General features: G+C 49.4%; 23 protein-coding genes. 16 read left to right on the forward strand and 7 right to left on the reverse strand.

The window, feature by feature from the left end:
- Positions 1–2 precede the first annotated feature (2 nt).
- From JJU34_RS13750 to JJU34_RS13825, 16 genes are all read left to right on the forward strand, one after another.
- On the forward strand, positions 3–743 hold the full coding sequence (locus JJU34_RS13750) for a phytanoyl-CoA dioxygenase family protein (protein ID WP_228692957.1): 741 nt from the start codon (positions 3–5) through the stop codon (positions 741–743).
- On the forward strand, positions 740–3,256 hold the full coding sequence (locus JJU34_RS13755; RefSeq protein ID WP_228692958.1) for a sodium:solute symporter: 2,517 nt from the start codon (positions 740–742) through the stop codon (positions 3,254–3,256). The genes JJU34_RS13750 and JJU34_RS13755 overlap by 4 nt, the downstream gene beginning before the upstream one ends.
- 10 nt (positions 3,257–3,266) lie before the next feature.
- Complete coding sequence (locus JJU34_RS13760) at positions 3,267–4,385, forward strand: sialidase family protein (RefSeq protein ID WP_228692959.1); 1,119 nt, start codon at positions 3,267–3,269, stop codon at positions 4,383–4,385.
- 6 nt (positions 4,386–4,391) lie between these two features.
- Positions 4,392–6,728 (forward strand): aminotransferase class III-fold pyridoxal phosphate-dependent enzyme, encoded by a 2,337-nt coding sequence (locus JJU34_RS13765; RefSeq protein ID WP_228692960.1) that lies wholly within the window; start codon positions 4,392–4,394, stop codon positions 6,726–6,728.
- 114 nt (positions 6,729–6,842) lie between these two features.
- Positions 6,843–8,138, forward strand: a complete 1,296-nt coding sequence (locus tag JJU34_RS13770) for an exo-alpha-sialidase (protein ID WP_228692961.1) — start codon at positions 6,843–6,845, stop codon at positions 8,136–8,138.
- Between the two features lie 281 nt (positions 8,139–8,419).
- Positions 8,420–8,791, forward strand: coding sequence for a GxxExxY protein (locus tag JJU34_RS13775; protein ID WP_228692962.1), 372 nt, complete (start codon positions 8,420–8,422; stop codon positions 8,789–8,791).
- A gap of 407 nt (positions 8,792–9,198) precedes the next feature.
- A complete protein-coding gene (locus JJU34_RS13780; RefSeq protein ID WP_228692963.1) occupies positions 9,199–10,011 on the forward strand; it encodes an aldolase/citrate lyase family protein in 813 nt (270 codons plus the stop codon).
- Positions 10,008–10,964: an aldo/keto reductase gene (locus tag JJU34_RS13785; RefSeq protein WP_228692964.1), complete on the forward strand. Its 957-nt coding sequence runs from the start codon at positions 10,008–10,010 to the stop codon at positions 10,962–10,964. The genes JJU34_RS13780 and JJU34_RS13785 overlap by 4 nt, the downstream gene beginning before the upstream one ends.
- Positions 10,965–10,982: 18 nt before the next feature.
- Positions 10,983–11,906, forward strand: a complete 924-nt coding sequence (locus tag JJU34_RS13790; RefSeq protein WP_228692965.1) for a Gfo/Idh/MocA family oxidoreductase — start codon at positions 10,983–10,985, stop codon at positions 11,904–11,906.
- 2 nt (positions 11,907–11,908) lie between these two features.
- Entirely contained in the window at positions 11,909–12,685 is a 777-nt protein-coding gene (locus JJU34_RS13795; protein WP_228692966.1) for an SDR family oxidoreductase, read from the forward strand.
- A complete protein-coding gene (locus JJU34_RS13800; protein ID WP_228692967.1) occupies positions 12,678–13,490 on the forward strand; it encodes an SDR family oxidoreductase in 813 nt (270 codons plus the stop codon). Before JJU34_RS13795 ends, JJU34_RS13800 begins: the two co-directional genes overlap by 8 nt.
- Before the next feature lie 25 nt (positions 13,491–13,515).
- Positions 13,516–13,905: a Rid family detoxifying hydrolase gene (locus tag JJU34_RS13805; protein ID WP_228692968.1), complete on the forward strand. Its 390-nt coding sequence runs from the start codon at positions 13,516–13,518 to the stop codon at positions 13,903–13,905.
- Between the two features lies 1 nt (position 13,906).
- Entirely contained in the window at positions 13,907–14,992 is a 1,086-nt protein-coding gene (locus tag JJU34_RS13810) for a membrane dipeptidase (RefSeq protein ID WP_228692969.1), read from the forward strand.
- Positions 14,993–15,072: 80 nt separating this feature from the next.
- Complete coding sequence (locus JJU34_RS13815) at positions 15,073–16,443, forward strand: hypothetical protein (protein ID WP_228692970.1); 1,371 nt, start codon at positions 15,073–15,075, stop codon at positions 16,441–16,443.
- A gap of 128 nt (positions 16,444–16,571) precedes the next feature.
- On the forward strand, positions 16,572–17,174 hold the full coding sequence (locus tag JJU34_RS13820; protein WP_228692971.1) for a hypothetical protein: 603 nt from the start codon (positions 16,572–16,574) through the stop codon (positions 17,172–17,174).
- Between the two features lie 96 nt (positions 17,175–17,270).
- Positions 17,271–17,897: a transcription elongation protein SprT gene (locus tag JJU34_RS13825; protein WP_366512708.1), complete on the forward strand. Its 627-nt coding sequence runs from the start codon at positions 17,271–17,273 to the stop codon at positions 17,895–17,897.
- A 6-nt stretch (positions 17,898–17,903) separates the two neighbouring features.
- Here the strand turns inward: JJU34_RS13825 and murQ are convergent, their stop codons facing one another.
- From murQ to JJU34_RS13860, 7 genes are all read right to left on the reverse strand, one after another.
- On the reverse strand, positions 17,904–18,719 hold the full coding sequence (murQ, locus tag JJU34_RS13830; RefSeq protein ID WP_228692972.1) for an N-acetylmuramic acid 6-phosphate etherase: 816 nt from the start codon (positions 18,717–18,719) through the stop codon (positions 17,904–17,906).
- Complete coding sequence (locus tag JJU34_RS13835; protein WP_228692973.1) at positions 18,716–19,561, reverse strand: N-acetylglucosamine kinase; 846 nt, start codon at positions 19,559–19,561, stop codon at positions 18,716–18,718. Before JJU34_RS13835 ends, murQ begins: the two co-directional genes overlap by 4 nt.
- A 2-nt stretch (positions 19,562–19,563) precedes the next feature.
- Positions 19,564–19,791, reverse strand: coding sequence for a cytochrome b5 domain-containing protein (locus JJU34_RS13840; RefSeq protein ID WP_228692974.1), 228 nt, complete (start codon positions 19,789–19,791; stop codon positions 19,564–19,566).
- Positions 19,792–19,857: 66 nt separating this feature from the next.
- Positions 19,858–21,009: a formimidoylglutamase gene (locus JJU34_RS13845; RefSeq protein ID WP_228692975.1), complete on the reverse strand. Its 1,152-nt coding sequence runs from the start codon at positions 21,007–21,009 to the stop codon at positions 19,858–19,860.
- A gap of 95 nt (positions 21,010–21,104) precedes the next feature.
- On the reverse strand, positions 21,105–22,409 hold the full coding sequence (gene nqrF / locus JJU34_RS13850; RefSeq protein ID WP_228692976.1) for an NADH:ubiquinone reductase (Na(+)-transporting) subunit F: 1,305 nt from the start codon (positions 22,407–22,409) through the stop codon (positions 21,105–21,107).
- A gap of 127 nt (positions 22,410–22,536) precedes the next feature.
- Complete coding sequence (gene accD / locus JJU34_RS13855) at positions 22,537–23,379, reverse strand: acetyl-CoA carboxylase, carboxyltransferase subunit beta (protein ID WP_228692977.1); 843 nt, start codon at positions 23,377–23,379, stop codon at positions 22,537–22,539.
- Positions 23,380–23,471: 92 nt separating this feature from the next.
- Positions 23,472–24,536: a mechanosensitive ion channel domain-containing protein gene (locus JJU34_RS13860; protein WP_228692978.1), complete on the reverse strand. Its 1,065-nt coding sequence runs from the start codon at positions 24,534–24,536 to the stop codon at positions 23,472–23,474.
- Positions 24,537–24,542 lie beyond the last annotated feature (6 nt).

The following is a 24,542-nucleotide window of genomic DNA, read 5'->3' on the forward strand; positions in this document are numbered from 1 at the left end:
GTATGGAAGCAGAATCCCTAAAATCTACATTTGACCGGGATGGATTTATCTATCTCCCGGCTTTCCTTAGCACCGAGCAAATCGCGGAAATCCGCGAACGACTGGATCGGTTTATTGCCGAGAAGTCTGCTGCGCTTCCTCCGGAACACATCAAATACGAAGTGAAAGAAGATGCCACTACCCTTAAGATGATTCAGGATCTTCAGGTGTATGATCCCTTTTTTGCCGATGTTTTGTTTACGAGTACCTTTACCAAATTGGCGGAGGAACTTCTAGAGGAGGAGGTCATAGGCAAGACGGTGGAGTATTTCAACAAGCCCCCTAAGATTGGTAAGGCCACGCCTCCTCATCAGGATGGCTACTATTTTATGCTCAAGCCCATGAGTGCCGTCACTATGTGGATGGCCTTGGAGGACGTAGATGCGGAAAATGGCTGGGTAAGTTACGTTAAAGGCTCGCACAAGCTGGGAATGCGACATCACGCCTTTACCAACACCCTAGGGTTTTCCCAAGGGATTCCAGATTTTGGTATTCCTGCCGATATGGAGAAGGAAGTTTTTTTCAAGACAAAGCCTGGGGATTTGTTGGTGCATCACGCGCTGACCATTCACCGGGCCAGCCCAAACACCAGCGAACACCGCACCCGAAAAGCCATGGGACTTATCTATTTTGGGGCTTCTGCCGCGGAGGACGTGGCCGCTAAGGCCGCTTATGTGAAAGCGCTGAACCAAACCGGACCATGAGACAATTTCCCGTATCCTGTCTGTTCCTGGCGTTGGGGTTACTTTTGATGCTGGGTGCCTGCGGCACGCACGAGGATTCGCCCGTTTCGGATGTACTTAGGGAGCAGGCCGTTGAGGTGCTGGATGAGGTGATGCGGGAACAGGAATCATGGGTAAAGGTCCACGCGGCAGAATACAAAATATGGGCGGGCTACGGAGAAGGTGTTCGGGAGACCTTTTTGGCTGAAAAGGTCCGCTTCGAAGAATTCCCCCAATACCGTGTGGGGATCTGGCGCGTATTGGCTCAGGCATCTCCGGAGGAACGGGATTTTTACGGACAAAAAGTAGTGGAAGCCTTTCGGGATCCTTTGGGGGAAGATCGCATTCACGCTGCGGAAACCGCCGCTAAGTTGGGAATTTCCTTAAGTGACCTGGCCCCTGAGGAGACAAAGGAGGTGTTGGCGGGCCCCATTAATTCGCTCTACGTTTATACCCTTTGGAGCACACTTCAGGGATCCCAGCAATCTCTCTCCAAGCCAACTTTGTTGGATTTGGTGCTGGATGAGGAGGTGGAGGACTTACCTAGGATGCAAGCTGCCTTTGCATTGCGAAATGAGCGAAGCATCCCTCCCGAACAATGGGAAGCGCTGGCGTCGCAGGCATTGGAGGCTAGGGAAGGGGAGCTTTCCCGGGTGTACTTGCTGTCTGCTGCCTATGTCAATTCCCCGGATTCTCAACGAGAAAGCACGCTTTTCTCCCAAATCAAAAAATCCCTACTGGAACTGGAGCATTCACCTCGAAAAGGGGAACGGATGGAATTATTGATGGCGTTGTCCATCGCTGGCAGTGGGGAGGACCTTCCCTTAATGAAGCGGCTTTTGAATGGGGAAAACCCGCTCTTGGGATCCTCGGAAAACGATAAAGCAGCGAATAATTCTCCCGACAATGCGGATGTACGTGCCACAGCGGCCTATGCCATTCTTCAGCTAGACAGGAGGCAGCCCTACTCACTTGCCTGGGGCGATTGGATGGTCATCGTTGTTTACCTAATGGGCATGCTGGGTATCGGATATTTTTTCTCTCGTCGAAACAAAAACGAGAAGGATTATTACTTGGGTGGGGGGAAGATGAATCCCATAGCTGTAGGGCTGTCGCTATTTGCCACCCTACTCAGTTCGTTGAGTTACCTTTCCTATCCCGGGGAAATGATCAAATACGGTCCCGTTATTTTTTCGGGTGTGCTGGTGTTTCCCTTGGTGTATTATGTGGTGGGCTGGTTTTTGATTCCAAAGTTCATGAAGCTTCGTGTGACCAGTGCATATGAAATCCTGGAGATCAATCTAGGCGTGAGTATTCGGCTTTTGGCAACGTTTTTCTTTTTGTCCCTCCGGTTTTTGTGGATGGGCACAATTATTTTCATCACCGTCAACACGGCTATTCTATCGATTTTTGGCTTTGATCCTTCCTATACGCTGCTACTCAGTGTCTTGTTGATGAGTGTTACGGTAATTTATACTACCATGGGTGGCCTCAAGGCGGTGGTATTTACCGATGTCATCCAGTCGGGCGTTTTGATCGGTGGCGCGTTGCTAACATTGGCCGTGGTAAGTTGGCACTTCGGTTCATTTAACGCCTGGATTCCAACGGAATGGCTCCCGTATTGGGGAGAGTTGAAATGGGGATTTGATGCTCGGGAGCGGCTTACCATAGCCAATGCCCTGTTGACCACCTTTGTTTGGTATGTGGCTTCGTCGGGCTCAGATCAAATGTCCATTCAGCGGTTTTTGGCCACAGAAAATATACATACCGCCAGACGTACCTTTGGCGTTTCGTTAATGACTACCTTTGTAGTGCAGATGCTGCTCGGTTTGGTGGGGCTGGCTGTGATGGCCTATTTTACGGCTTTTCCCAGGTACTTGGCGCCAGGAGAGACCCTGACCTCCCATGCAGACCAGTTATTCCCAAAGTTTATTTTGGTGGGATTACCGGTGGGTATTTCCGGTCTGGTGGCGGCAGGCATACTCGCGGCAGCTATGTCCAGCCTTTCTTCCGGACTCAATTCCACTTCGTCGGTGATTTCAGAAGACCTGTTGAAGCGCTTTTCCAAGAAATATACAGCGCCCAAAAACCAACTCCAATCGATACGAAAGCTCTCGCTTTTTGTAGGGGTACTGGCTTTGGGGTTGAGTTTGGGAATCAGCCGGGTAGAAGGCAACCTCTACGATGTGATTGTCAAGGTGGTCAACCTCTTTGTGTCACCCCTGTTCGTGTTGTTTTTTATGGCTTTGTTTATCCCCTTTGCGACGGCAAGGGGCACCTTCTGGGGAGGGATCGCGAGTGTGGGTATTGCGATTGCGGTGGCTTTTTTCAAGATTTTTGGCATTGAAGTACTCTACATTATGCCGGTTTCGCTATTTGTGGGCATCCTGGTAGGTACTCTGCTTAGCTGGGTGGATCATCGCATACTGGGCAATCCTGAAACCATGCGAAAAAGGGTACGGGCTGCCGACATTCTAAAGAAAAAAGTCACCTAAGTAAGTAGGTATGGAGGTAATCAGCAGAGGAACTGTAGGAGGTATTCCGCTAGGAGATGCCCTGAAAAGCAAAACTTTTCCCGCCTTTGAGGTCTTGCCCTCTGGGCGTTGGCTGGCTGGTTTCAAGGCCTCGGAGAAGAAAGCCGATGCCCGGTACAAGTCGGTATGGATGACCTGGTCAGACGATCAGGGCACATCTTGGGTGCCGGCCTTTGTGCCCGTTGAGTTGCCTGAAGTATCCGGGAGGGTTGGTCAGGCCATTTCGATTTACTTTCTGGCACTGGGTGGGTCGCAGGTGCTGTTGGTGATCAACTGGGTAGATGAATCCGATCCCGAGGCACCCTTTTACGATCCTTCAGACGAAAGTTTGAAGGATACCCGTATCTTCTGGAGTATGAGTGAGGACTCTGGAGCGCACTGGTCCACTCCCCAGCTGATAGATACAACTGGGTTGGGCGGCCCTGCCCCCCTTACCGGACCGCCCATTCTACTGGGGGACGGTAGTTTGCTGTGTCAGTTGGAAATCAATAAGTACAAAGCAGATCCTTCAAAGTGGGTTCATCGCTCTGCCATGCTAAGATCGATAGATGGAGGTGTCACCTGGCCGGAGGTGCGTATTGTGACCGACTACCCGGATTGGTATTTTTGGGATCAGCGTCCCAATGTGTTGCAAGATGGCCGCACGTTGGTAAATTACTTTTGGACCCTGGATGGAAAAAGAAACGAGTACCTGAACGTACACGAAGCAATTAGCAGCGATGGTGGAGCAAGTTGGTGCTTTCCTACCGATACAGGAATCTATGGGCAGCCAGGGCGACCTGTGCAGCTTGAAGACGGACGTATCCTGCTAATTTGCATTGATAGGTCTGTCGTACCGATTATCAGCGTATGGATTAAGGACAGCTTGGAAAGTCCTTTCACGAAGGTGGGGGATGTGTACCAGGCGGATTTACCCAAACAAGATTCCCGATATGTCAGCATGAATGAAGCTTGGTCAGAAATGGCAAAGTTTTCCGTGGGGCACCCTCAGTTGCTGTATTTGGGCGGCTCGGAGGTGTTGGCCTATTTCTATGCCGGCGTGCAGACTGACAGCACTGAAATCAACTATATCCATGTTTCATTGAAATGAAAAGCCATGAGCCGAACCGAACATTCAAAAAGCAATCCGTATAAATGGGAATATTCGGGAGTGGATAAGCGGAGCCTTTCCAGTCTGGAGGATTTTCTGCCTGAAAAGGTTTTCGACGCTCACGCCCATATTTACCGTGTGGAGGATTTGGGTTTGGGCGACTCCCAAGCTAGTTTGTGGACCGGTGGGGGAAAGGATGCATCGATTCGTTCATGGCACGAGCAGGTTGCTCCTTTGTTCCCAAACGCAACGCTGGAAGGAGGTCTATTTTTTCCTGCGCCTCTGCCTCGTGCCGAAATTTTGCCTGCCAATCGGTATTTGATGCGGGAGCTGGATCAACACCCAGCTTCTCGTGGACTTGCCGTGGTGACGCCTGGCCTGAGACCCGAGGATCTGGCAGAGGTACTTTCCCATCCGCAGGTGATTGGATTGAAGCCTTACCATGTGTACAGCGCGGAAAAGCCGACCCCTCAGAGTTCCATTTCCGGGTTTTTTCCGGAGCACTGGTGGAGGTGGGCCCACGAGCACCAAGGGGTGGTCATGATGCATATCGTCAAGGATGATGCCTTAATGGATCGGGGAAACGTCAATGAAATCCGCCGCATGTGTACGGAGTATCCCGGTATGCGGCTAGTGTTGGCTCACGCCGGTCGCTCCTTTCACGCCCCGCATGCTGCTGGGATGAAAGCAATCGCCGATCTGGAGAATGTTTGGTTTGACATGTCCGGTGTATGCGAGTCAGCGCCCATGGAGTCCGTGATGGAGTATTTTGGTCCCCAGAAGCTTCTCTGGGGCAGTGATTTCCCGGTGTCTTCGCTGCGGGGAAGGGCGGTAACCGTAGGCGATGGTTTTTTCTGGATGGATGCGCAATCCTGCAATTGGAACCGTTCCCATGGCAGCCCCGTGTTGGTGGGGATTGAATCTTTGCGGGCACTTCGGCAGGCATGCCGCCGCATGTCCTTGAGTGCCTCCGATATTTCGGGTATTTTTTATGGTAATGTGCTGCGGATGTTAACGCTTGCGCCCAAGCGGACAAGCGAGGGACAAGACTTGTACAAAAAGGCCAAGCAGCGTATCCCCGGAGGCGTACAGCTTCTTTCGAAGCGTCCCGAAAACATGGCCCCGGGCCATTGGCCTCCCTATTTTAGCCGCGCCAAAGGCTGTACCGTTTGGGATATGGACGGGAATAGGTACGAGGATTTTTCTACCAACGCCGTAGGATCCTGCCTGTTGGGCTATGCCCACGATGCTGTCAATCAAGCTGTGATGCGCAGGGTGCAATGGGGCAATATGTGTTCCCTGAATCCGCCTGAGGAAGTTGCCTTGGCGGAGGAATTATGCAATATTCACCCGTGGGCAGAGCAGGTGCGCTTTGTCAGAGGGGGCGGAGAGGCTTGTGCTGTAGCCGTGCGTATTGCTAGGGCGACCACAGGCCGCACCAAAGTGGCCGTGTGTGGGTATCACGGCTGGCAGGATTGGTATTTAGCAGCAAATTTGGGTGGACAGGATGCCTTGAAAGGCCACCTGCTTCCCGGCTTGGAGCCTGCGGGCGTGCCAGGTGAACTCCGAGGTACCACCATTACTTTCAGGTACAACGATTTGGAAGGCTTTCGAAAAGTGATGAATCAGCATGGGGACGAGTTGGCTGCGATAGTCATGGAACCCTGTAGGGGTGTGGATCCGGTCCCAGGATTTTTGGAGGAGATCCGTCGGGAGACCCGCCGTAGGGGCTGTCTGCTGGTGTTCGATGAGATTACGGTGGGCTGGCGCCTGGGTTTTGGCGGTGCCCACCTGCGGTATGCCGTGGAGCCGGATATGGCGGTGTTTGCCAAAGCTTTGGGCAATGGATATCCAATAGGAGCCATCATTGGAACCCGAGCGGCGATGGATGGAGCCCACGGATCCTTTATCAGCAGCACCTATTGGACCGAGGGTCTGGGGCCGGTAGCCGCGTTGGCGGTATTGCAGGCCATGCGGGAAACGGATGTGCCAGATCATGTACGCCAAGTTGGGATGCAGGTGCAGCAGGCTTGGCTAAGCCATGCCAACCAATTGGGCTTGCGGGTGAAGGTGGGCGGATTTCCGAGTTTGTCCACCCTGAGCTTCGACTACCCAGAGGCCGAGATGCTTCGGACCCTATTTACCCAGCAAATGCTGCAGCGGGGGTTCTTGGCTGGTGCGGCATTCTACCCCACCTTGGCGCATACAGACAGCATAGTGGGTAGCTACACGGGAGCGCTGGGCGAGGTATTCGAGAAAATGGCCAAGGCAATTGAGGCCGGAAATATACGGCAGCTGTTACAGGGAGAAGTGGCCAAAAGCGGATTTGCCAGGCTTATTTGAGTGCAGTTTCTGCCCATCTTCTTTTCTTCCCAGAGATTACCGGACTTAGATACCTTTTACCTTTACGCTTAGGGGATAATTTTCTACCTTAATTGCATCCAAACCTACGCTCGCATGAAAAAGACATCCGATTTTCCCCGTCGGTCATTTCTGAAAAATACCCTGATAGGTAGTGTTGGTCTGTTGACCCTTTCGCCTTTGGCGCTCTCATCCTGTAGGAATGGAGGACTCTTTGGAAGAAAGCAAGAACTTGATTATACCACTCGGCTGGAAGTGCCCACCCGGTTTTACGACGGAGTAAGGTGCTGGGTGCATCCCCGTGCAGGACTGGTGCCCGGAGCGGGAAAGGGAGGCCTGCCGAGAATTGTCATGACATTAAACACATTGGAGCTCAGTGGCAGTGATGTGTTCAAAGGGATGTATGGTATGTACAGCGATGATTTGGGGGAGACTTGGTCGGATCCGAAGCTTTCTGAGCCTTTGGCACCCCGCATGGAGCAAATAGACGGGGAGCAGCGGCCGGTGGCTGCCAGTGATTTTTGGCCTACTTGGCATGCAAAATCGGGCAAGCTATTGGGTACCGGACATACCATCGTCTATACGCCGGACTGGAAAGTAAGTTCCCCTCGGCCCAGGCATACCGCCTATTCGGTGTATGATCCGTTGGCTGACCGTTGGACGGTTTGGGATAAGCTGAAAATGCCGGATACCCCGTCTTTTCTAAATGCAGGGGCAGGGTGTGTTCAGCGTTACGACCTGCCCGATGGATCGATCCTATTGCCGATTTATTTTTCCCCACCGGGTGAAAATTCCCGAGTGACGGTAGCCAAATGCGGTTTTGACGGATCTGAACTAACTTACCTGGCACATGGCAACGAGCTGTCCGTACCGGACCAAAGCCGTGGCCTACACGAACCCTCGTTGACGTTTTTTGGAGGCAAGTATTTCCTTACGATCCGAAACGATCTACAGGGGTATGTGACCAAGAGTGCCAACGGATTGGATTTTGAACCCATACAGCCCTGGCGGTTTGATGACGGGCAGGAGCTGGGAAATTACAACACCCAGCAGCATTGGGTGACCCACAGCGAAGGTCTATTCCTCGTTTACACCCGTCGGGGAGCTAATAATGACCACGTGTTTCGCCATCGGGCGCCCCTTTTCATTGCACAAGTAGATCCGGATCGAATGGTCGTCATACGGGAGACGGAGCGGATTTTGGTGCCGGAGCGCGGTGCCCGATTAGGCAACTTTGGGGTGACGGTCGTGAGTCCCGACGAAACCTGGGTGACGGTTTCCGAATGGATGCAGCCCGAGGGTGTGGAACAGTATGGCAGTGATGGGAGTGTATTTGTTGCAAGGATTCGGTGGAATCTCCCTAATAGAAATGATATATGCTGCGCGAAATAGGCTTGATGTATGCCTGCGGCGAAATATGAAAGTGATATATGCTGCGCGAAATACGCCTACGCCGAAGTATTGGGTTGCGTTTATGAGGTTAGGATCGCTTCGAGTTTTCGGTTTATTTTTATAGTTGGGGTGAGAAGTGCCTACTTTCCTGCCGTGATTTTGTCGAAAAATGGTAGGCTCTCAAGCAGTACATATGCAAATGAAGAAAAACATAAGTAGGTAAAGTAGATTTAGCGTATTTTGAATAAATTCACTACCGAGGGCACAGATCAACACAGAGGATGGAATTGAATGATTTGTCTTATAAAATAATCGGATGCGTATATCAGGTTCATTCCGAATTAGGCCCAGGTCTATTAGAATCTACCTATGAGGTTTGCTTGGAATATGAATTACTGAAAGCAGGGTTAATGGTGGAAAGGCAAAAGCCACTTCCGGTAATTTACGATAACATCAGACTTGAAGCAGGCTATAGAATAGACCTTTTGGTCAAAAGTCAGATTATCTTGGAATTAAAGTCTGTGGACGAAATCGCGCCGATTCACAAAGCACAATTAATGACGTATTTGAAATTAACAGGGCTAAAATTAGGGCTTTTGATCAATTTCAATGTACTTCAAATGAAGACGGGGATTAAAAGAATAATCATGTAGGAATTCACCACAGAGAGCACAGAGGTGCACAGAGAAAAGAAAGAGCAACTCTGTGTTACTCCGAGTCCTGGGTGGTAAAACAAAGAAAAGTATCACCACAGAGAGCACGGAGGTGTACAGAGAAGAAAAAACTCTGTGAAACTCTGAGTCCTCTGTGGTAAACAAAGAAAAGTATCACCACAGAGATCACAGAGGTGCATAGAGGAAAAAATCTGTGTAAATCCGTGGTGAACAAAAAAGCACACATACGATTACTTTTTGATGGGTATCGGGACTGTTTTATTCCCAAGCCCCTGACGGGGCAGCCGTAAAAAAGTATTAGGATTCTACCAAAAAGTAATAGCGATAACCTACCCGGACAAGTATCTTTGGTAATCGACGTTGTGAATGAACCTCAAACCATGGAAATGAGAAAAAGTCTCGTACTTAGAAAGTTGCGCAGTGGCGAAAAGGTCACCTGCTTTAAAATAAACTTGGCGGATGCTAGGTCGGTAGAAATTGCTGCCTTGGCCGGATTTGATTGCATTTGGGTAGACCAGGAGCATATTGGACAGGATTGGTCCATATTGGCTTCCCAGATATGGGCGGCGAAGGCGCATGGCAAAGACGTCGTCGTACGGGTTCCAAGGGGGAGTTACAGCGATTATGTGAAGCCGTTGGAATTGGATGCGGCAGGCATCATGGTGCCCCATGTAATGAATGTTGTAGAGGGGGCTGCGGTGGTGCGCCAAGTTCGATTTCACCCGGTGGGCTTACGGGCAATCGACGGGGGAAATGCCGATGGTGCCTATACCGCCATGGATTTTAAGCAGTACCTGAGTGAGGCAAACACCGAACGCTTTGTGATTTTTCAGATTGAAGACCCCGAAGCATTGGACGCAATAGAGGAAATAGCGGCTTTGGACGGGTTTGATATGTTGTTTTTTGGTCCCGGAGATTTCAGTCAGGGAATCGGTGCGCCGGGTGAGTGGGACCATCCCAAGATTCAGGAAGCACGGAAGCGCGTGGCCGAGGTCGCTGCCAACTATGGAAAGTTTGCCGGAACGACAGGAGGTGTAGGTCAGTTGAAAGATTTGTATGCCCTGGGGTATCAGTTTGTTAGTATTGGTGCAGACGTGGTAGGCCTGACCCAATACTGTCAAAAGCTCCTGAGTGAGGTGCCGTCGACCCCGGCTAAGACAGAAGGAAATTCCTATTACCATTCCGGAGATATGCAATGAGGTACGTTGACCTGGGAAATACCGGTTTGCGGGTATCGGAGGTGGCTTTTGGCGGGGTGGAAATCGGCTTGCCGTATGGCATAGGCGTACGGTCCGAGGCAGATATGCTGCAGGAAAGGGAGGCGGTCAATCTATTAAGCCGATCCTTGGAAGAGGGAATCAATTTTTTTGATACGGCAAGAATGTACGGTGAATCCGAGCGCCTGATGGGCATCGCTTTTGCATCCAAAAGGGATCAAGTCGTTATCAGTTCCAAATGCCGGCATTTTCGCGATCAAAAAGGGCAGCTTCCTGAAAGTGGAGAGCTAACCCAAATAATACATCGATCGGTAGAGGAAAGCCTGCTTGCCTTGCGCACGGATTACCTGGATCTGTTTATGTTGCATCAGGCAGATGAAGAGATCCTACAACGCGAAGAGATCATCGGCGCCTTTCTAGCCCTAAAGCAGTCAGGAAAGGTCCGTAGCATTGGCGCATCAACCTATACCGTCGCGGAGTCAACCGTCGCAGTTGAAAGCGGTATTTGGCAGGTGGTCCAATTGCCCTTCAATCTGTTGGATCAACGGCAGGCTACGGTGTTTGACGGGGCAGCCAATCGAGGAGTGGGATTGGTCATCCGCTCGGTATTGCTGAAGGGCTTGCTCAGCGAACGGGGCAAGAACCTGCCATTACCCCTGGAGCGGGTCGAAGAGCACATTCAAAAGTTAGCTGACTTGGCAGGTACAATGAATATTGATCTAACCACCTTGGCTATTCGCTTTGCCCTTTCTTTTGAAGCAGTATCCTCGGTGTTGGTGGGGATTGATCGGGAAAGCTACCTGCTTCATGCGATCGAAGCAGCACGCAACCCCCACCTGGACGAGAATGTTTTTGATACTGTCAAGCGGCTTGCATTTCCCGACCCAGAATTTATCGACCTACCTCATTGGGACAGGATGGGGTGGTTAACCTAAACGAATGAACGGAAGTCTATGATACGTATTGGTATATTGGGCATGAGTCCCGGCAATGCACACCCCTATTCTTGGTCTGCCATTATCAACGGATCCTTTGACGGGCCTGAGATCGCAAGGATAGGCTATCCTGCGGTAGCTGCCTATCTTCAGGCAAACCGCGATACGTTGGGGATCTCCGGCGCCAGGGTGACGCACGTTTGGACTCAGGACTTGGAAATTAGCGAAAGCATCGCCAAATCGTCCAAGATACCCTACCTGGCGGAGGAGCTGGAGGATATGGTGGGCGAAGTCGATGCGGTGATTTTGGCGAGGGATGATCCGGAAAATCATGTCGATATGGCCAGGCCCTTTTTAGATGCCGGTATTCCGGTATTTGTGGATAAACCACTGGCATTTAGTCAGGAGGATTTGGATTACTTTTCCGGCCAAGTGGCCGTGGGTAAGTTTCTCATGTCCTGTTCTTCCATGCGCTACGCACAGGAGTGCAGGACGGTGAAAGCGGAGTTAGGTACCTTAGGTACGATCCACTTGGTGACCGCAGTTGGGAAAAAAGACTGGAAAAAATACGGTGTACATTTGGTAGAAGCGCTTTTCAGCACCTTGGACGACCCCATTCCGCTTTGGGTGCGGCACGTCGGGGAGACGGATAAAGATACCGTGGTGATGGAGTTTGAAGGAGGCATCAAAGCGAGCATTCACCTCTTTTCGGATATTTGCGGTACCTTTCAGCTCTCCTTTTTCGGTAGCGATGGCTGGCGAATGGCCGATATCCGCAACTCCTACAGCATGTTTCGGGACAATATGTTGGAGTTCGTCCGGTCTGTAGAGGAAGGAGCTAGCCGCTTGGATTTTGGCAAAACCTACCGCATCATCCAAACCGTAATCGGTGCTCAAACGAGTTTGGAAAATGGAGGGATTGTGGTCCCATTGAAGAAATAGCTATGCATGTAAACGAACTATTGAGTCTAAAAGAGAAAGTCATCGTCGTGACTGGCGGGTCTGGACAATATGGCAAGTGCCTGGTAGAAGGCCTGGCTGAGGCGGGCGGAACGGTCATTACCACTTCCCGGGCTCTAGCTTCGGCGGAGAGAACTGCCGAAGCGTTTCAAGCTCAGGGTTTGCGAGTGATTCCCATGGTCCTGGACCAAGGGATTCCAGATTCTGTGATTGCTTTTCGCGATAAACTGTTGGCAGATTTTGGCCGACTAGATGTATTTGTCAACAATGCGGTTTCAAGACCCATGAAGGGGTACCGTGGACCGATCAGTCAGTTTGCCGAGTCCATGGAGGTAAATGCCACCGGTATGATGGACCTGCTACGGCAGATGACCGACCTGATCATCGCCTCAGGGGGAGGATCGGTAATCAATATTGCTTCCATGATGGGTATGAAAGGACCCGATTTATCCAACTACGAAGGAACGACCATGGGAGACCTTCCACCTGATTATTTTTTTCACAATGCCGGGCTGATCAATATTACCCGCTTTATGGCAAAGATGCATGCTGGACAGAATATCCGGTTCAATTGCATCAGTCCGGGAGGTCTTTTTAACCATCAGCCACAGGCCTTTTTGGATAATTACTGCCGCAAGGTTCCCATGCGCCGTATGGCCAACACCGATGACATCAAAGGGTTGGCGGTATTGCTGGCCTCGGATGCAGGAGTCTATATCAATGGAGAAAACATCCTAATGGACGGGGGGCTCCATGCGTGATATGGCTGGCACTAGGGAGGCGGATTTTGAAAGCATCTTTGATCTGCGTGGGAAGCTAATTTGGGTGGTTGGCGGTGCTGGCTATTTGGGACAGTCTGTGGTAAAGATGTTGGCCTCTGCAGGGGCAAGAGTGGTCTGTGCAGACCTCGCTGATAGGAGTAAAGCCTTTGTAAGTCAAGCCGGGCTGTTTCCACAAGTGATCCCGGTTTCACTGGATATTGCCGAAGAGGAGCAGGTAGAGGCCTTTGTTTCGCTGCTTTCTGCTGAATTGGGAGTGCCTGATGGGGCGGTCAACCTGACCTATGCAGCGTCTGGGAAGGCCTTTGACGACCTAACTGCGGCGGACTTCAACAGGGTAAATGAGGTAGGACTGACCGCCGCCTTTGTTTTTGGCAGAAAGGTTTGCGACCTTATGGCGCAGGCGGGGGGAGGTAGTTTCGTGACCTTTGGAAGTATGTACGGGATGGTTTCTCCAGACCCGGCGGCTTATCCTGCAAAGATGAATCCCAATCCAATAGAATACGGGGTCAGTAAAGCAGGTATTATTCAGATGACCAATTATTTTGCCATGCAATACGGAAAACGGGGAGTGCGTTGCAATTGCGTTTCTCCGGGGCCATTTCCGAGTCCTGAGGTTCAGGAGTCTCACCCGGAATTTGTGCAAAGGCTGGCAGAAAAAACGCTTTTGAAGCGGGTAGGAAAGGCACCGGAAGTGGCCGGGGCCGTTTGTTTTCTGCTTTCACCCGCATCTTCGTTTATGACAGGACATAATTTGGTGGTTGACGGAGGTTGGACCACTTGGTAAACCAATTCAATAAAACAGATTAGGTATGAAAAAAATAGTGCATCCAAAAAGAGATGAAAAATTCGTCACGGGGGCATACTCCGATGCGGTTTTGATTGACGGTTTTTTGTTTGTTTCCGGGCAGGCAGCCGTTGATTTCGAAACCTCCCGCTTTGTCTTGGGTACGATCGAGGAGGAAACCGTCAGGACCTTGGAAAACATCAAAGCGATCGTGGAAGCCGCCGGGGCGACCATGAACGATATCGTCAAATGTACGGTGCATTTGGCCGACATCCGGGAGTTTGACCGGTATAATGAGGTATATGCATCCTATTTTACCGGTGTAAAGCCCGCACGTACAACGGTGCAGTCTGTACTGGCGGAGGGGCTAAAGGTGGAAATAGACTGTATAGTACGAATACCAACGGTCCGATAAAATGTCGAAGCGATTAATCATTGATGGGCATTTGGATTTGGCCATGAATGCCATAGAGTGGAACCGGGATCTGCGGCTTGAGCTTAGGCAGGTCAGGCAGATGGAAATGCACATGAAGGATAAGCCGGATAGGGGCAAAGGTACGGTGACGCTGCCAGAACTCCGAAAGGGTAAGGTGGGTATCGTCGTGGCCACCCAACTGGCGCGGTATTCACCGCCCGACTCTGCACTTCCGGGTTGGAATTCACCTCAGCAGGCCTGGGCAATGACGCAGGGGCAGCTGGCGTGGTACCGCGAGATGGAATCGGCCGGTGAAATGAGACAGATTCTTACCCGTGAGGATTTGGACGAAATGGTAGCCCTTTGGGGAAACGAAGCAATGCCCGATTCAGATAAGCCCATTGGCTACATCCTGAGTTTGGAAGGCGCAGATTCCTTGGTAGACGTTTCTTATTTGGAAAAAGCCTATGCGTATGGCGTTCGGGCATTGGGATTGTCGCATTTTGGACCGGGGAGGTACGCTCCTGGAACCAAGATGGAGGGTCCGATTACTCCGTTGGGGGAAGAGTTGCTGGAGGCCATGGGACGATTGAACATGATACTTGACGTCACCCACCTTACGGATCAGGGATTTGATCAGGCCATGGATCTGTACAAAGGACCGGTATGGGCCAGTCATCACAATGTGCGTAAAATTGTTCCCAACCAACGGCAATTGACAGACCCGCAAATCAAGCGTTTGGTGGAGCGAGGTGCCGTGATCGGGGGCATGTTGGATTGTTGGGCAATGGATATACGGTTTATTGACACCGTGTCAGATCCTTGGCAACTGGATATTCGGCTGGAGCAACTGATCGATCACTGGGACCACATCTGTCAGTTGGCCGGAAATACGCACCACGTAGCCATAGGCAGCGATTTGGATGGCATCTTTGGTACCGAGCAATCTCCCTGGGATCTCAACAGCGTGGCAGATCTCCAAAAATTCGAAGAGTTGTTGGATAAAAGGGGGTATAGTTCAGAGGATATAGATCGGATATTTCATGGCAACTGGCTACGTTTCCTGCGGGCAAGCTTACCAGTCTAAAAGGTTCTGATGACGCCAAAATGGAGCTTTCAGAAAGCGGTTAGGCTGATAGCTAGCTGCTAATAAAAAATGATAAAAAGATGAACAGTAATACCGGATTGTATGCCGCTGCGGCACAGGTGGAGACTACTCCTCGATTGGGTACTGTGATCAACGGCGACTTTGTCCCACATTACGCCACCTCCATCCATGACCCACTCTTTGCAAAAGCTCTTGTACTTCGGAGCGCCGATACCACGTTGGTGGTTGTGGTAGTGGATATTTGTGTGATGGGGCAGGAGCTGCTTGACGAAGTAAAAAGTCTGATACAGCAAAATACCGGGATAGCTGCCGAAAACATGCTGATTAGCAGCACCCATACCCATGCAGCAGGTGCGGTGGAGGAAGTTCATTTCGTACAGGCGGATCTGGCCTATAGGCGGTGGCTTCCGGGCCGTATCCTTCAGGCCGTGAAAGCTGCTTTAGCGCGCTTGGAGCCAGCTCGTTTGGGCTATGGCAAAGTCTTGGCTCCGGAGCACTTGCGTTGTAGACGGTATCAGATGAAGGAAGACTATCAGCCACTTAATCCGGTAGCCGACTCGGTGGATTTGATCAAGACCAATCCCTTTGGTGTAGAGGATAAAATCATACATCCCATTGCCAAGCCTGATCCCGAGCTGTTTTTTGTCGCGCTACAGGGGATTTCGGGGAAGGCGATTAGTGTCTTGGCAAATTACGGTTTACATTACGTGGGTGACTGGCAAAATGGGACCATATCGGCAGACTATTTTGGCTATTTTGCCCGAGCGTTACAGGCAGAGTTAGGTGCAGGTGAGGACTTTGTCGGCATCATGAGCAACGGTACCAGCGGGGATGTGAACATTTGGGATTTTCACAACTCAAGCCTATATCCCACCGGCGACTTTCAGAAAAGCGCATTCATTGGGGCTGATCTGGCAGCCAAAGTAGCCCGGAAGATGGTTGATATCCATTGGGACTTAGATCCTGTTTTGGCGGCCAATACCGAAATGTTGTCAGTTGGGCGGCGCTTGCCTTCTGATGAGGAATTGGATGCCGCTAAGCATCTTATGGAGGAGGGTGGCTTTGAATCCCTACAGGCTGATTATGCCGGTTGGCGCAAGTTGTATGCGCGGGAACAATTCTTGTTGGCAGCATTCCATCCGGAAGCCACGGTTCCTCTTCAGTGTTTTCGTTTGGGTTCTCTTCGTATTGGAGCCCTACCGGGGGAGGTTTTCGCTTCTACGGGGTTGGCGTTGAAAGAAGCGATAAAGGGGCCCTATTTTTCCATTACCCTTGCCAACGGCAACCTGGGTTATATTCCCCCGGCCGAGGAACTGGAAAAAGGAGGGTACGAAACTTGGAGGTGCCGCATCAGTAATCTGGAAAGTGGTGCGGAGCGTCGGATACGTGAAGAGATGATCCGATTGGCGTACTTCGATGATTCATTGTGAGGCAGGGCAGTTTTGAGAATCGTTTATTCAGATCGCCAGAGCGGATCTCAGGTCATAGTAAACAGTTTGGTGTCCAAAGACGTTGATACATCATACACGTTTCAACTATAGCAAGAAATCTTTACCGTATGCCAATAACCCTCCGAAAAGTTTTTCCGATCCTGTTCTTTTTAGTTCTCTGCTATCTTCCCACCTATGCTCAAGATGAGGGGAATGCGCTAAAGCAATACAACCTTGAGCGGATCCAATACAACAAGCAGGGCATGCTGATATTGGGTTCATGGGCGGTAGGAAATATGCTTTGGGGGGGATTCATGGCTGGCCGAACGAGTGGAGAGCTACAGGGTTTTCACCAGATGAATGCGTATTGGAACAGCGTTAACTTGTTGATTGCTGGTTTTGGGTATTACTCTGCGATGAAGGAAGTACCCAGTGCGGAGTTTTGGGAGACGATACAACAGCAACAGAGCATCGAAAAAATCTTGTTGGTAAATGCGGGCTTGGATGTAGCCTACATGGCGACAGGGCTTTATATGCTCGAAAGGGGAAAGCGTAAAGACGATGCCCGGATACGGGGTTTTGGTAAGTCGGTTATCCTACAGGGAGCTTTTTTGATGTCCTTTGATGTCATCAAGTATTTTTACCATCATGCCCATGCCCAAGAGCTGCCAAAGATTGTCGAAAACCTTTCCGTAGGACCAAATGGAATTGGACTTAGGGTGGTGTTTTAGTGCGGTGTTACGTGGGGGAAATTAGAGGGTGAATCCGGTTTACTTCGTCTCTTTGCATTTTCTTTTTTATGTATATTTGTTCCAAACGATTGCCTTGTGGCCTTGATTAAACCGGAAGATTGGACATCCTTTCTGTCAGGCCGTGTGCCGGACCACTCCATTGCCTATTGCTACGAGCTTTGGAAGGAAAACCCCTTTCATTTTGTGATAGCTAAATCACGGTCTTCCAAGCTCGGGGACTTTACCTACCGGAGAAACAGAGCCGTTCAGAAAATTACGGTCAATCACGATCTAAACCCCTACCAATTTTTAATTACGTACGTCCATGAAGTGGCCCACCATCGGGTCTATGCAAAATACGGTGCATCCTGTATGCCGCATGGTGTGGAGTGGAAAAACGAGTTTCGACGGTTGATGGTACCCATGCTGGTTAGGGAGGTGTTTCCATTGGATATCCTTGTCCCACTGCGCAGGCATTTGGCCAATCCCAAAGCGAGCGCAGGCGCAGATCTATTTCTGATGAAGGAGCTTCGAAAGTACGATTCAGCAGATAATGGAGACACCGGTATGCTATTGAGTGACTTGGTGCTTGGGCAACGGTTTTTGTTCAAAAATCGCTTGTTCGAAAAATTAGAAAGCCGACGTACCAGGGTTCTCTGCGAGGAGGTAGGTACAGGTAGACGTTTCCTGATTTCCGGGCATGCTTCCGTGGAGAAACAATAGCTACATTTACATGTTTCTACTTTCAAACGCCGCCACAGCTGCCCTAACCGATCCAAATTCGAGAAGCAGTTGTTTGGCTTTTTCTTCCGGCATGCCTGTGGCGTCTACAATCATTCGGGTCCCTCTCTTTACCAGTTTTTCGTTGGAAAGCTGCATATCCACCATCTTGTTTCCCTTTACTTTACCCAGTTTGATCATCACGCTCGTGGAGATCATATTGAGTACTAGTTTCTGGGCCGTTCCGGATTTCATCCGCGTGCTGCCGGTCACAAACTCCGGTCCAACGACCACCTCCACGGGTAGCTGAGCGGTAGCAGCGAGCGGACTGGCGGCGTTGCAAGTGATGCACCCGGTGAGTAGCCCAGTCTCGTTGGCAGCCTTAAGTCCCCCAATGACATAGGGTGTAGTGCCTGACGCTGCTATTCCAATCACGGAATCGTGTTCGTTGAACCCGAATTTTTGGATATCCTCCCAGGCTTGTGCCGGATCATCCTCGGCATTCTCTACTGCCTTCCGGATAGCCGTATCGCCACCGGCAATTATCCCGATTACCAAATCATGCGGCACGCCATAGGTAGGAGGGCACTCGGAGGCATCCAAGATTCCCAACCGCCCACTCGTTCCTGCGCCGATATAAAACAGCCTACCTCCGCATTCCATCCTAGGGACAATGGCAGCGACCAACCTCTCGATTTGGGGAAGGGATTTAGCCACTGCCAAAGGAACGGTCTGATCTTCTTTGTTCATGTGGGAAAGCAGCTCCGAAACGGACATCTGCTCCAAATTGTCATAGTATGAACTGCTTTCAGTTGTCGTGCTCATATCTTATTTTGGTGATAAAGGGTGAGACCAGCAATGGGGGCCTCCAGAATAATGTCAATATGGATACCGAGATCGGCACCTACTTTTCGTAATATCTCTCCATTGTGAAAGGCTATGGAGCCTACAAAGCTGACCGGCTTGTTTTGGTAATTGGCGTACCGCATCACATGTCGTTTAAAGAAGTCGGAGAAACCATTGTAAAAAAGCTGAAAACAGTACGGGTGGTTTTTATGGTCGTGAATGAACCTGCAAAAACTGGCCATGTATCGGTTCGGGAAAGGTTTTTGGTACACATTTTCCTGAATTTCCAAATTTGTCAGTTGGTACTCCTCGAGTACCATTTCTCTGATTTCCTTTGGCATGTCGTCATAGATGAAATCCTGTAGAAAATGACGGCCTATGTACGATCCACCACCCTCATCACCCAACAGGTATCCAGGAGAAGGGCGGTTGGCTACGATGTTTTCTCCATCGTAATCACCACTATTGGATCCCGTGCCCAAAATGCAGGCGATGCCCGATTTGTGGCCACAAGTAGCTTTGGCGGAAGCCGTCAAGTCGTGGTCTACCGATACCCATGTGTCATCACCAAGAACACTTTTGATGAGTCTGGCTACCGTTTGTTTGTTCTTTTCGCCCGTGCATCCTGCTCCATAAAAGTATACCTCTTCGATGCTGCCTTTAAGAGACTGAATGTGCTCTGTCTGCAAATCCCTTAGCATGTCATCTGCCTGCTGGTAATAGGGATTGAATCCAACAGTTCGAAACTGTTCGATTTTTCCATCCTTACGTATTACCCTCCAGTCGGTTTTACTGGAGCCACTGTCAGCTATCAGAATCATGTTTATTTCAGGTATGCGATCGGTTCGAATTTATCAAATACGTTTGCCGTATGGGGGGCTATCAGCAATTCCTCCGTAAGGTCCTGACCCGCCCAGTGCTCGTAGTGTCTCCCGTTTTTCCAAAGCCGGGAACGACTCAAGTCATAGACCAACCCTTGGTAGGCTACGTATATCTCCGGTTTATCCTGTCCGTTATATAGAGCGAGCTGTGATCTTGTGATGGTTCTCATGAGCATTTGCTCTTTCAAAGATAAATAATTTATAAAAAGAGCGAGCAGTTTTTTAAATTTTTTCCATTAGGGAAGTTTCAATTGGGCGTTTACCCATCGTTCTGGAATTTCACCGCGCTGCGCTGTTTGATAATCCTCGTAGCTACAGGGAATGATGGTCTGATCACCAAATTTCCCCATGCCGGAGACGGGTACTTCCATCCACCATTTTCCGCTGAGATTACTTTTATAAAAGTGAAGCACTGAGGGGGTAGAGTCAAGGGATACGGTATATTTGGTATAGTCGCTGCTTTTGAAGGAAAGACTATCTTTTCGATGGTAAAAGCCCTCAATGAAATACCAAACCATGGTAGCTACCACCGATGCCGTGGTATACCGGGAATCGTCGAGACACTCGTGATATCCATAAAACCCAATAGAGCTCAATTTTTCGTTTGTTCCTGCAAACCAACTAATCTGACAGGCTTCTTCCGAGGTCATGCCAAAAGGCTGGCAATCGATGGTTCCGGGGGCATCTGTTGACTTGATGGCACATAGGTCGAAACTGAGCATATCGGCGTTTCGAATGAGCGGTTCCACCTCTTTAAAGTTATCCCGAAGCTTGCCGAGCCGCACATGGTCAAAGTAGAGTTTCTCCAAAGTGGCTACCAAATCACTGTCGGTCAAAAAACTCTGATAGGCTAGGTGACAATAATTGAACAGGAAGTTGGGCTGATGAAGTACGATCTGGCTGGAGTGGATTTGATCCGGTCTTCCTTCGTCTTCCATGTCCATTTTAGCATCCACGGTTAGTACGCTTACCATTTTCCGCATTTTTTCGAAGGCCAGAAATTGGCCGAGATCCAAGTCGTGAGAACCTCCGATAAATAGCGGTAGAATTTCCTGATTGATAAGAAACTCACCGATAGAGCGCATCAACTGGCAGGTCTCTTTGGTCGTTTCCCCAGACTTAAGTGTTCCTAAATCTGCAATTTTATACTGACCCTGACCTTTCTTGAGTCGAAAGAGTTTTTCCCTTATTGCATAGGTCGATTCAGGGCCATTTGCTAGTTCTCCTGCTCCCCGAAAATCTTCCAGGCCGATAATTGCAAGCTGAATACCCTGCAGATCGGGAAACTGCTCGCCATGGCAGTGAATACCATCAAAAAACGAATTGTGGGATTTTTCCTTTTGGTAAAGTCGTTCAGGTAGGGGTTCGAAAAATATCTTTAGGTCCATTTGGTGTAGCGTACTAGCCTTTTGATTAACCAAAAATAAAGAAATTCATTCGATATAAAACAAAAAAAGCCCCGCTCTAGGCGGGACTTTTAAGCTTATCCTCCGAAATCATCGAAGCGTATGTTTTCATTGGGAACTCCGAGATCGTCGAGCATTTTCAGCACGGCAGCATTCATCAGTGGAGGGCCGCAAAGGTAGAACTCAATTTCGTCCGGTTCATCTTTGTGCTTCAAGTAGTTGTCATACAATACTTGGTGGATAAAACCAACATATCCGTCGGCCTCCCGGTCTTCCAAAGATTTCTTTACCTTCCAATTATCTTCTGGTAGGGGCTCAGAAAGCCCGATGTGGAAATTAAAGTTAGGGAACTCCTTCTCTATTTCGCGGAAGTGCTCCGTGTAGAACAGCTCTTTTTTGGATCGACCACCGTACCAGTAGGAAACTTTACGGTTAGATTTTTCTGTGTGAAATAGGTGGAAGAGGTGGGATCTCAATGGAGCCATCCCTGCACCACCTCCGATATAAATCATTTCTCGCTGGGTCGGATTGATATGGAACTCGCCGTAAGGTCCAGAGATGGTCACTTTATCGCCAGGCTTTCTTCCAAAAACGTAAGAGGAGCAAACACCGGGATTAACGTCCATCCATCGGTTGTTTGCGCGATCCCAAGGCGGAGTAGCCACCCGGATGGTAAGCATCACGATATTTCCTTCCGCTGGGTGGTTGGCCATTGAGTAAGCGCGAAACAACGGTTCGTCGTTTTTCATTACCAAATCCCAAAGCCCAAATTTATCCCAGTCACTTTTATAAACATCTTGGGGGTGCCCAAGGTCCGGATGGGGTGTTATATCAATATCTTTATAGTTAACGGTAATGGCGGGGACGTCAATCTGGATGTATCCTCCAGGTTCAAAATCCAGAGTTTCCCCTTCAGGAAGTTTTACGACAAACTCTTTGATAAAGGTAGAAACGTTATAGTTAGAAACTACTTCACAGTCCCACTTCTTAATTCCAAAGATTTCTTCTGGAATGCGAATTCTCATATCGCTTTTCACTTTCACTTGGCAGGAAAGCCGTACTTTACTTTGCTGCTCTGCTCTGCTTAGGTGACCAACTTCAGTGGGGAGTACTTCTCCGCCACCTTCTTCTATGGTACACTTACACATGGCACAAGTGCCGCCCCCACCGCAGGCAGAGGGCAAGAAAATCTTTTTATTGCCAAGGGTATTAAGCAGGGTTGACCCAGCCGAGGCAACAATCGGATTTTTCTCATCACCATTGACGATGATTTTAACATCCCCAGAGGCAACCAGCTTGGATTGGGCAAATAGAAGAATAAATACAAGTAGCAAAATGATCAACGTAAATGCTACGATCGAGGTAATGATTACTGAACCCATTTAACGATGTTTTTTCTTTATCAGTACGACAAATCCGGTTTAAATGATTGCAAATATATTGATTAATCCCTTAAACCGGTGAATAAATTCTAATTTTTAGGGCGCTTCACCCTCTTAGATGTAACTGCTAATTTTTCAATAGGTTTAGCAAAGTGCTTATTCTGTTTTTCAACTGTCGGCGGTCGATGATGAAATCCAAAAAACCATGTTCCAATACAAATTCAGAGCTCTGAAACCCTTTTGGTAGGTCTTTTCCGATCGTTTCCCGGATGACTCTCGGGCCTGCAAATCCGATCAATGCGCCGGGTTCGGCAATATTGAAATCTCCTAGCATGGCGTAGGAAGCCGTAACTCCTCCCGTGGTAGGGTCGGTCAGCAGCGAAATGTAGGGGATCCCTGCTTCATCAAGTAGGGAAAGCTTGGCGGATGTCTTGGCCATTTGCATCAGGCTAAATCCTGCCTCCATCATTCTGGCGCCGCCTGATTTAGATATCATCAAAAAAGGTATTTTATGCTTGAGAGAATGATCGATTGCCCTCGAAATCTTTTCTCCTACTACCGAACCCATCGACCCGCCGATGAAATTAAAATCCATACAGGTGATGACCAAGTCTATACCATTTACTTTTCCCACGCCGGTTCGGGCAGCGTCATTCAATTCCGTTTTCGCAATGGTATCTTTGATACGGGAAGTATAGGGTTTGCTATCAACAAACCTCAATGGGTCGCCAGAGGTCATGCTGGCATCCAGCTCAGTAAATTTGTTATCGTCAAAAAGTATTTCAAAGTATTCTTTGGATCCGATTTTTACGTGGTATTCGTCATCGGGACAGACGTAGGAATTATTTTTGAGTTCCCGGGTATGGATAATGTTCCCCTTTGGGGTTTTGTACCAAAGTCCATCGGGGGTGTCCTTCTTTTCCTCCGTGGAGGTTTTGATGCCAGCATCTTTTCTTTTAAACCAAGCCATGTTTAGGATGTTTTAAGCCGAAACCAACGGTCCGGGCGTACAAATTTATGGGTTATATCGATTAAATAAAATTCTTTGGCACAATCAGGGGACTATGGTTGTTCAAATGTTGGCCTATCAGTGGTCTCTCGTTCCATTAGAATGCGGGTTTTGGGGAGGGATTCCGGATAGTTTTGCTGGATGTATTCCAGCATTTTCTCCCTCACAAAGCAGCGAAGATCAAAGGCACTGGGGCTGTCTACCGCGCTCATCAGACAACGCAATTCTACGGTTCGTTCGCGGATATCGGTTACTTGTAGTACCTGAACCTTTCCATCCCAAAGTGGTGTGGATTCCAGCAGTTCCTTGAGGTGCCCTTTGAGGGGTGCAACCGGTATGCTGTGATCCACGTAAAGAAATACTGTTCCCCAAATATCTGCGGTGGTTCGGGTCCAATTTTGGAAGGGTTTTTCCAAAAAATAGGTGATCGGAAGTACCAGTCGACGCTGGTCCCAGATTCGTACCACTACATAGGTGAGGTTTATCTCTTCGATTTTGCCCCATTCACCCTCTAGCACTACCACATCATCCAGCCGGATGGGTTGGGTAAACGCTATTTGGAACCCGGCAAGCAGATTGGCAATCGACTTCTGCGCGGCAAAGCCGATAATGATACCGGCGATACCGGCAGAGGTAAGGAGGCCTGCACCTATATTTCTCGCCGACTCAAACTGCATGAGGATACTGGCTGACGCAATCACCACCACTACAATAACAAAAATCTTCCGAATGAAATCGATCTGGGTAATCATCCGGCGCTCTCTCAGATTGTCTGATTTATCAAAGTTGAACTTGTCCAAAATATGATACCGAACCACATTGGAAAGTTCTATGATAATCCACGTTAGATTGATAGCGAACAACACAGAAAAGGTGGGGTGGCTGCGCAGATAGTCCATGTCTTCGGGTGAAAAGTACGGTTCTGCAAGGGGGAATATCACGAAGAATAGCCCCCATTTCAGCGACTGGGAAAGCTGTCTGAGTGCTCGTTCTCCTTTAGACGATTGAGGTTTGTAAAAGAGGGAAGCGAGCCGTTTGAAGGTAAAATACAACAGTAGGTGACTCGCTCCGAGCGATAGGATAATGATGGAGATAAACAGTAGTCTTTCTTGTGTCATAGTTAG

The sequence above is a fragment of the Lunatimonas sp. genome (genome assembly GCF_020832325.1).
Lineage (GTDB): Bacteria > Bacteroidota > Bacteroidia > Cytophagales > Cyclobacteriaceae > Lunatimonas.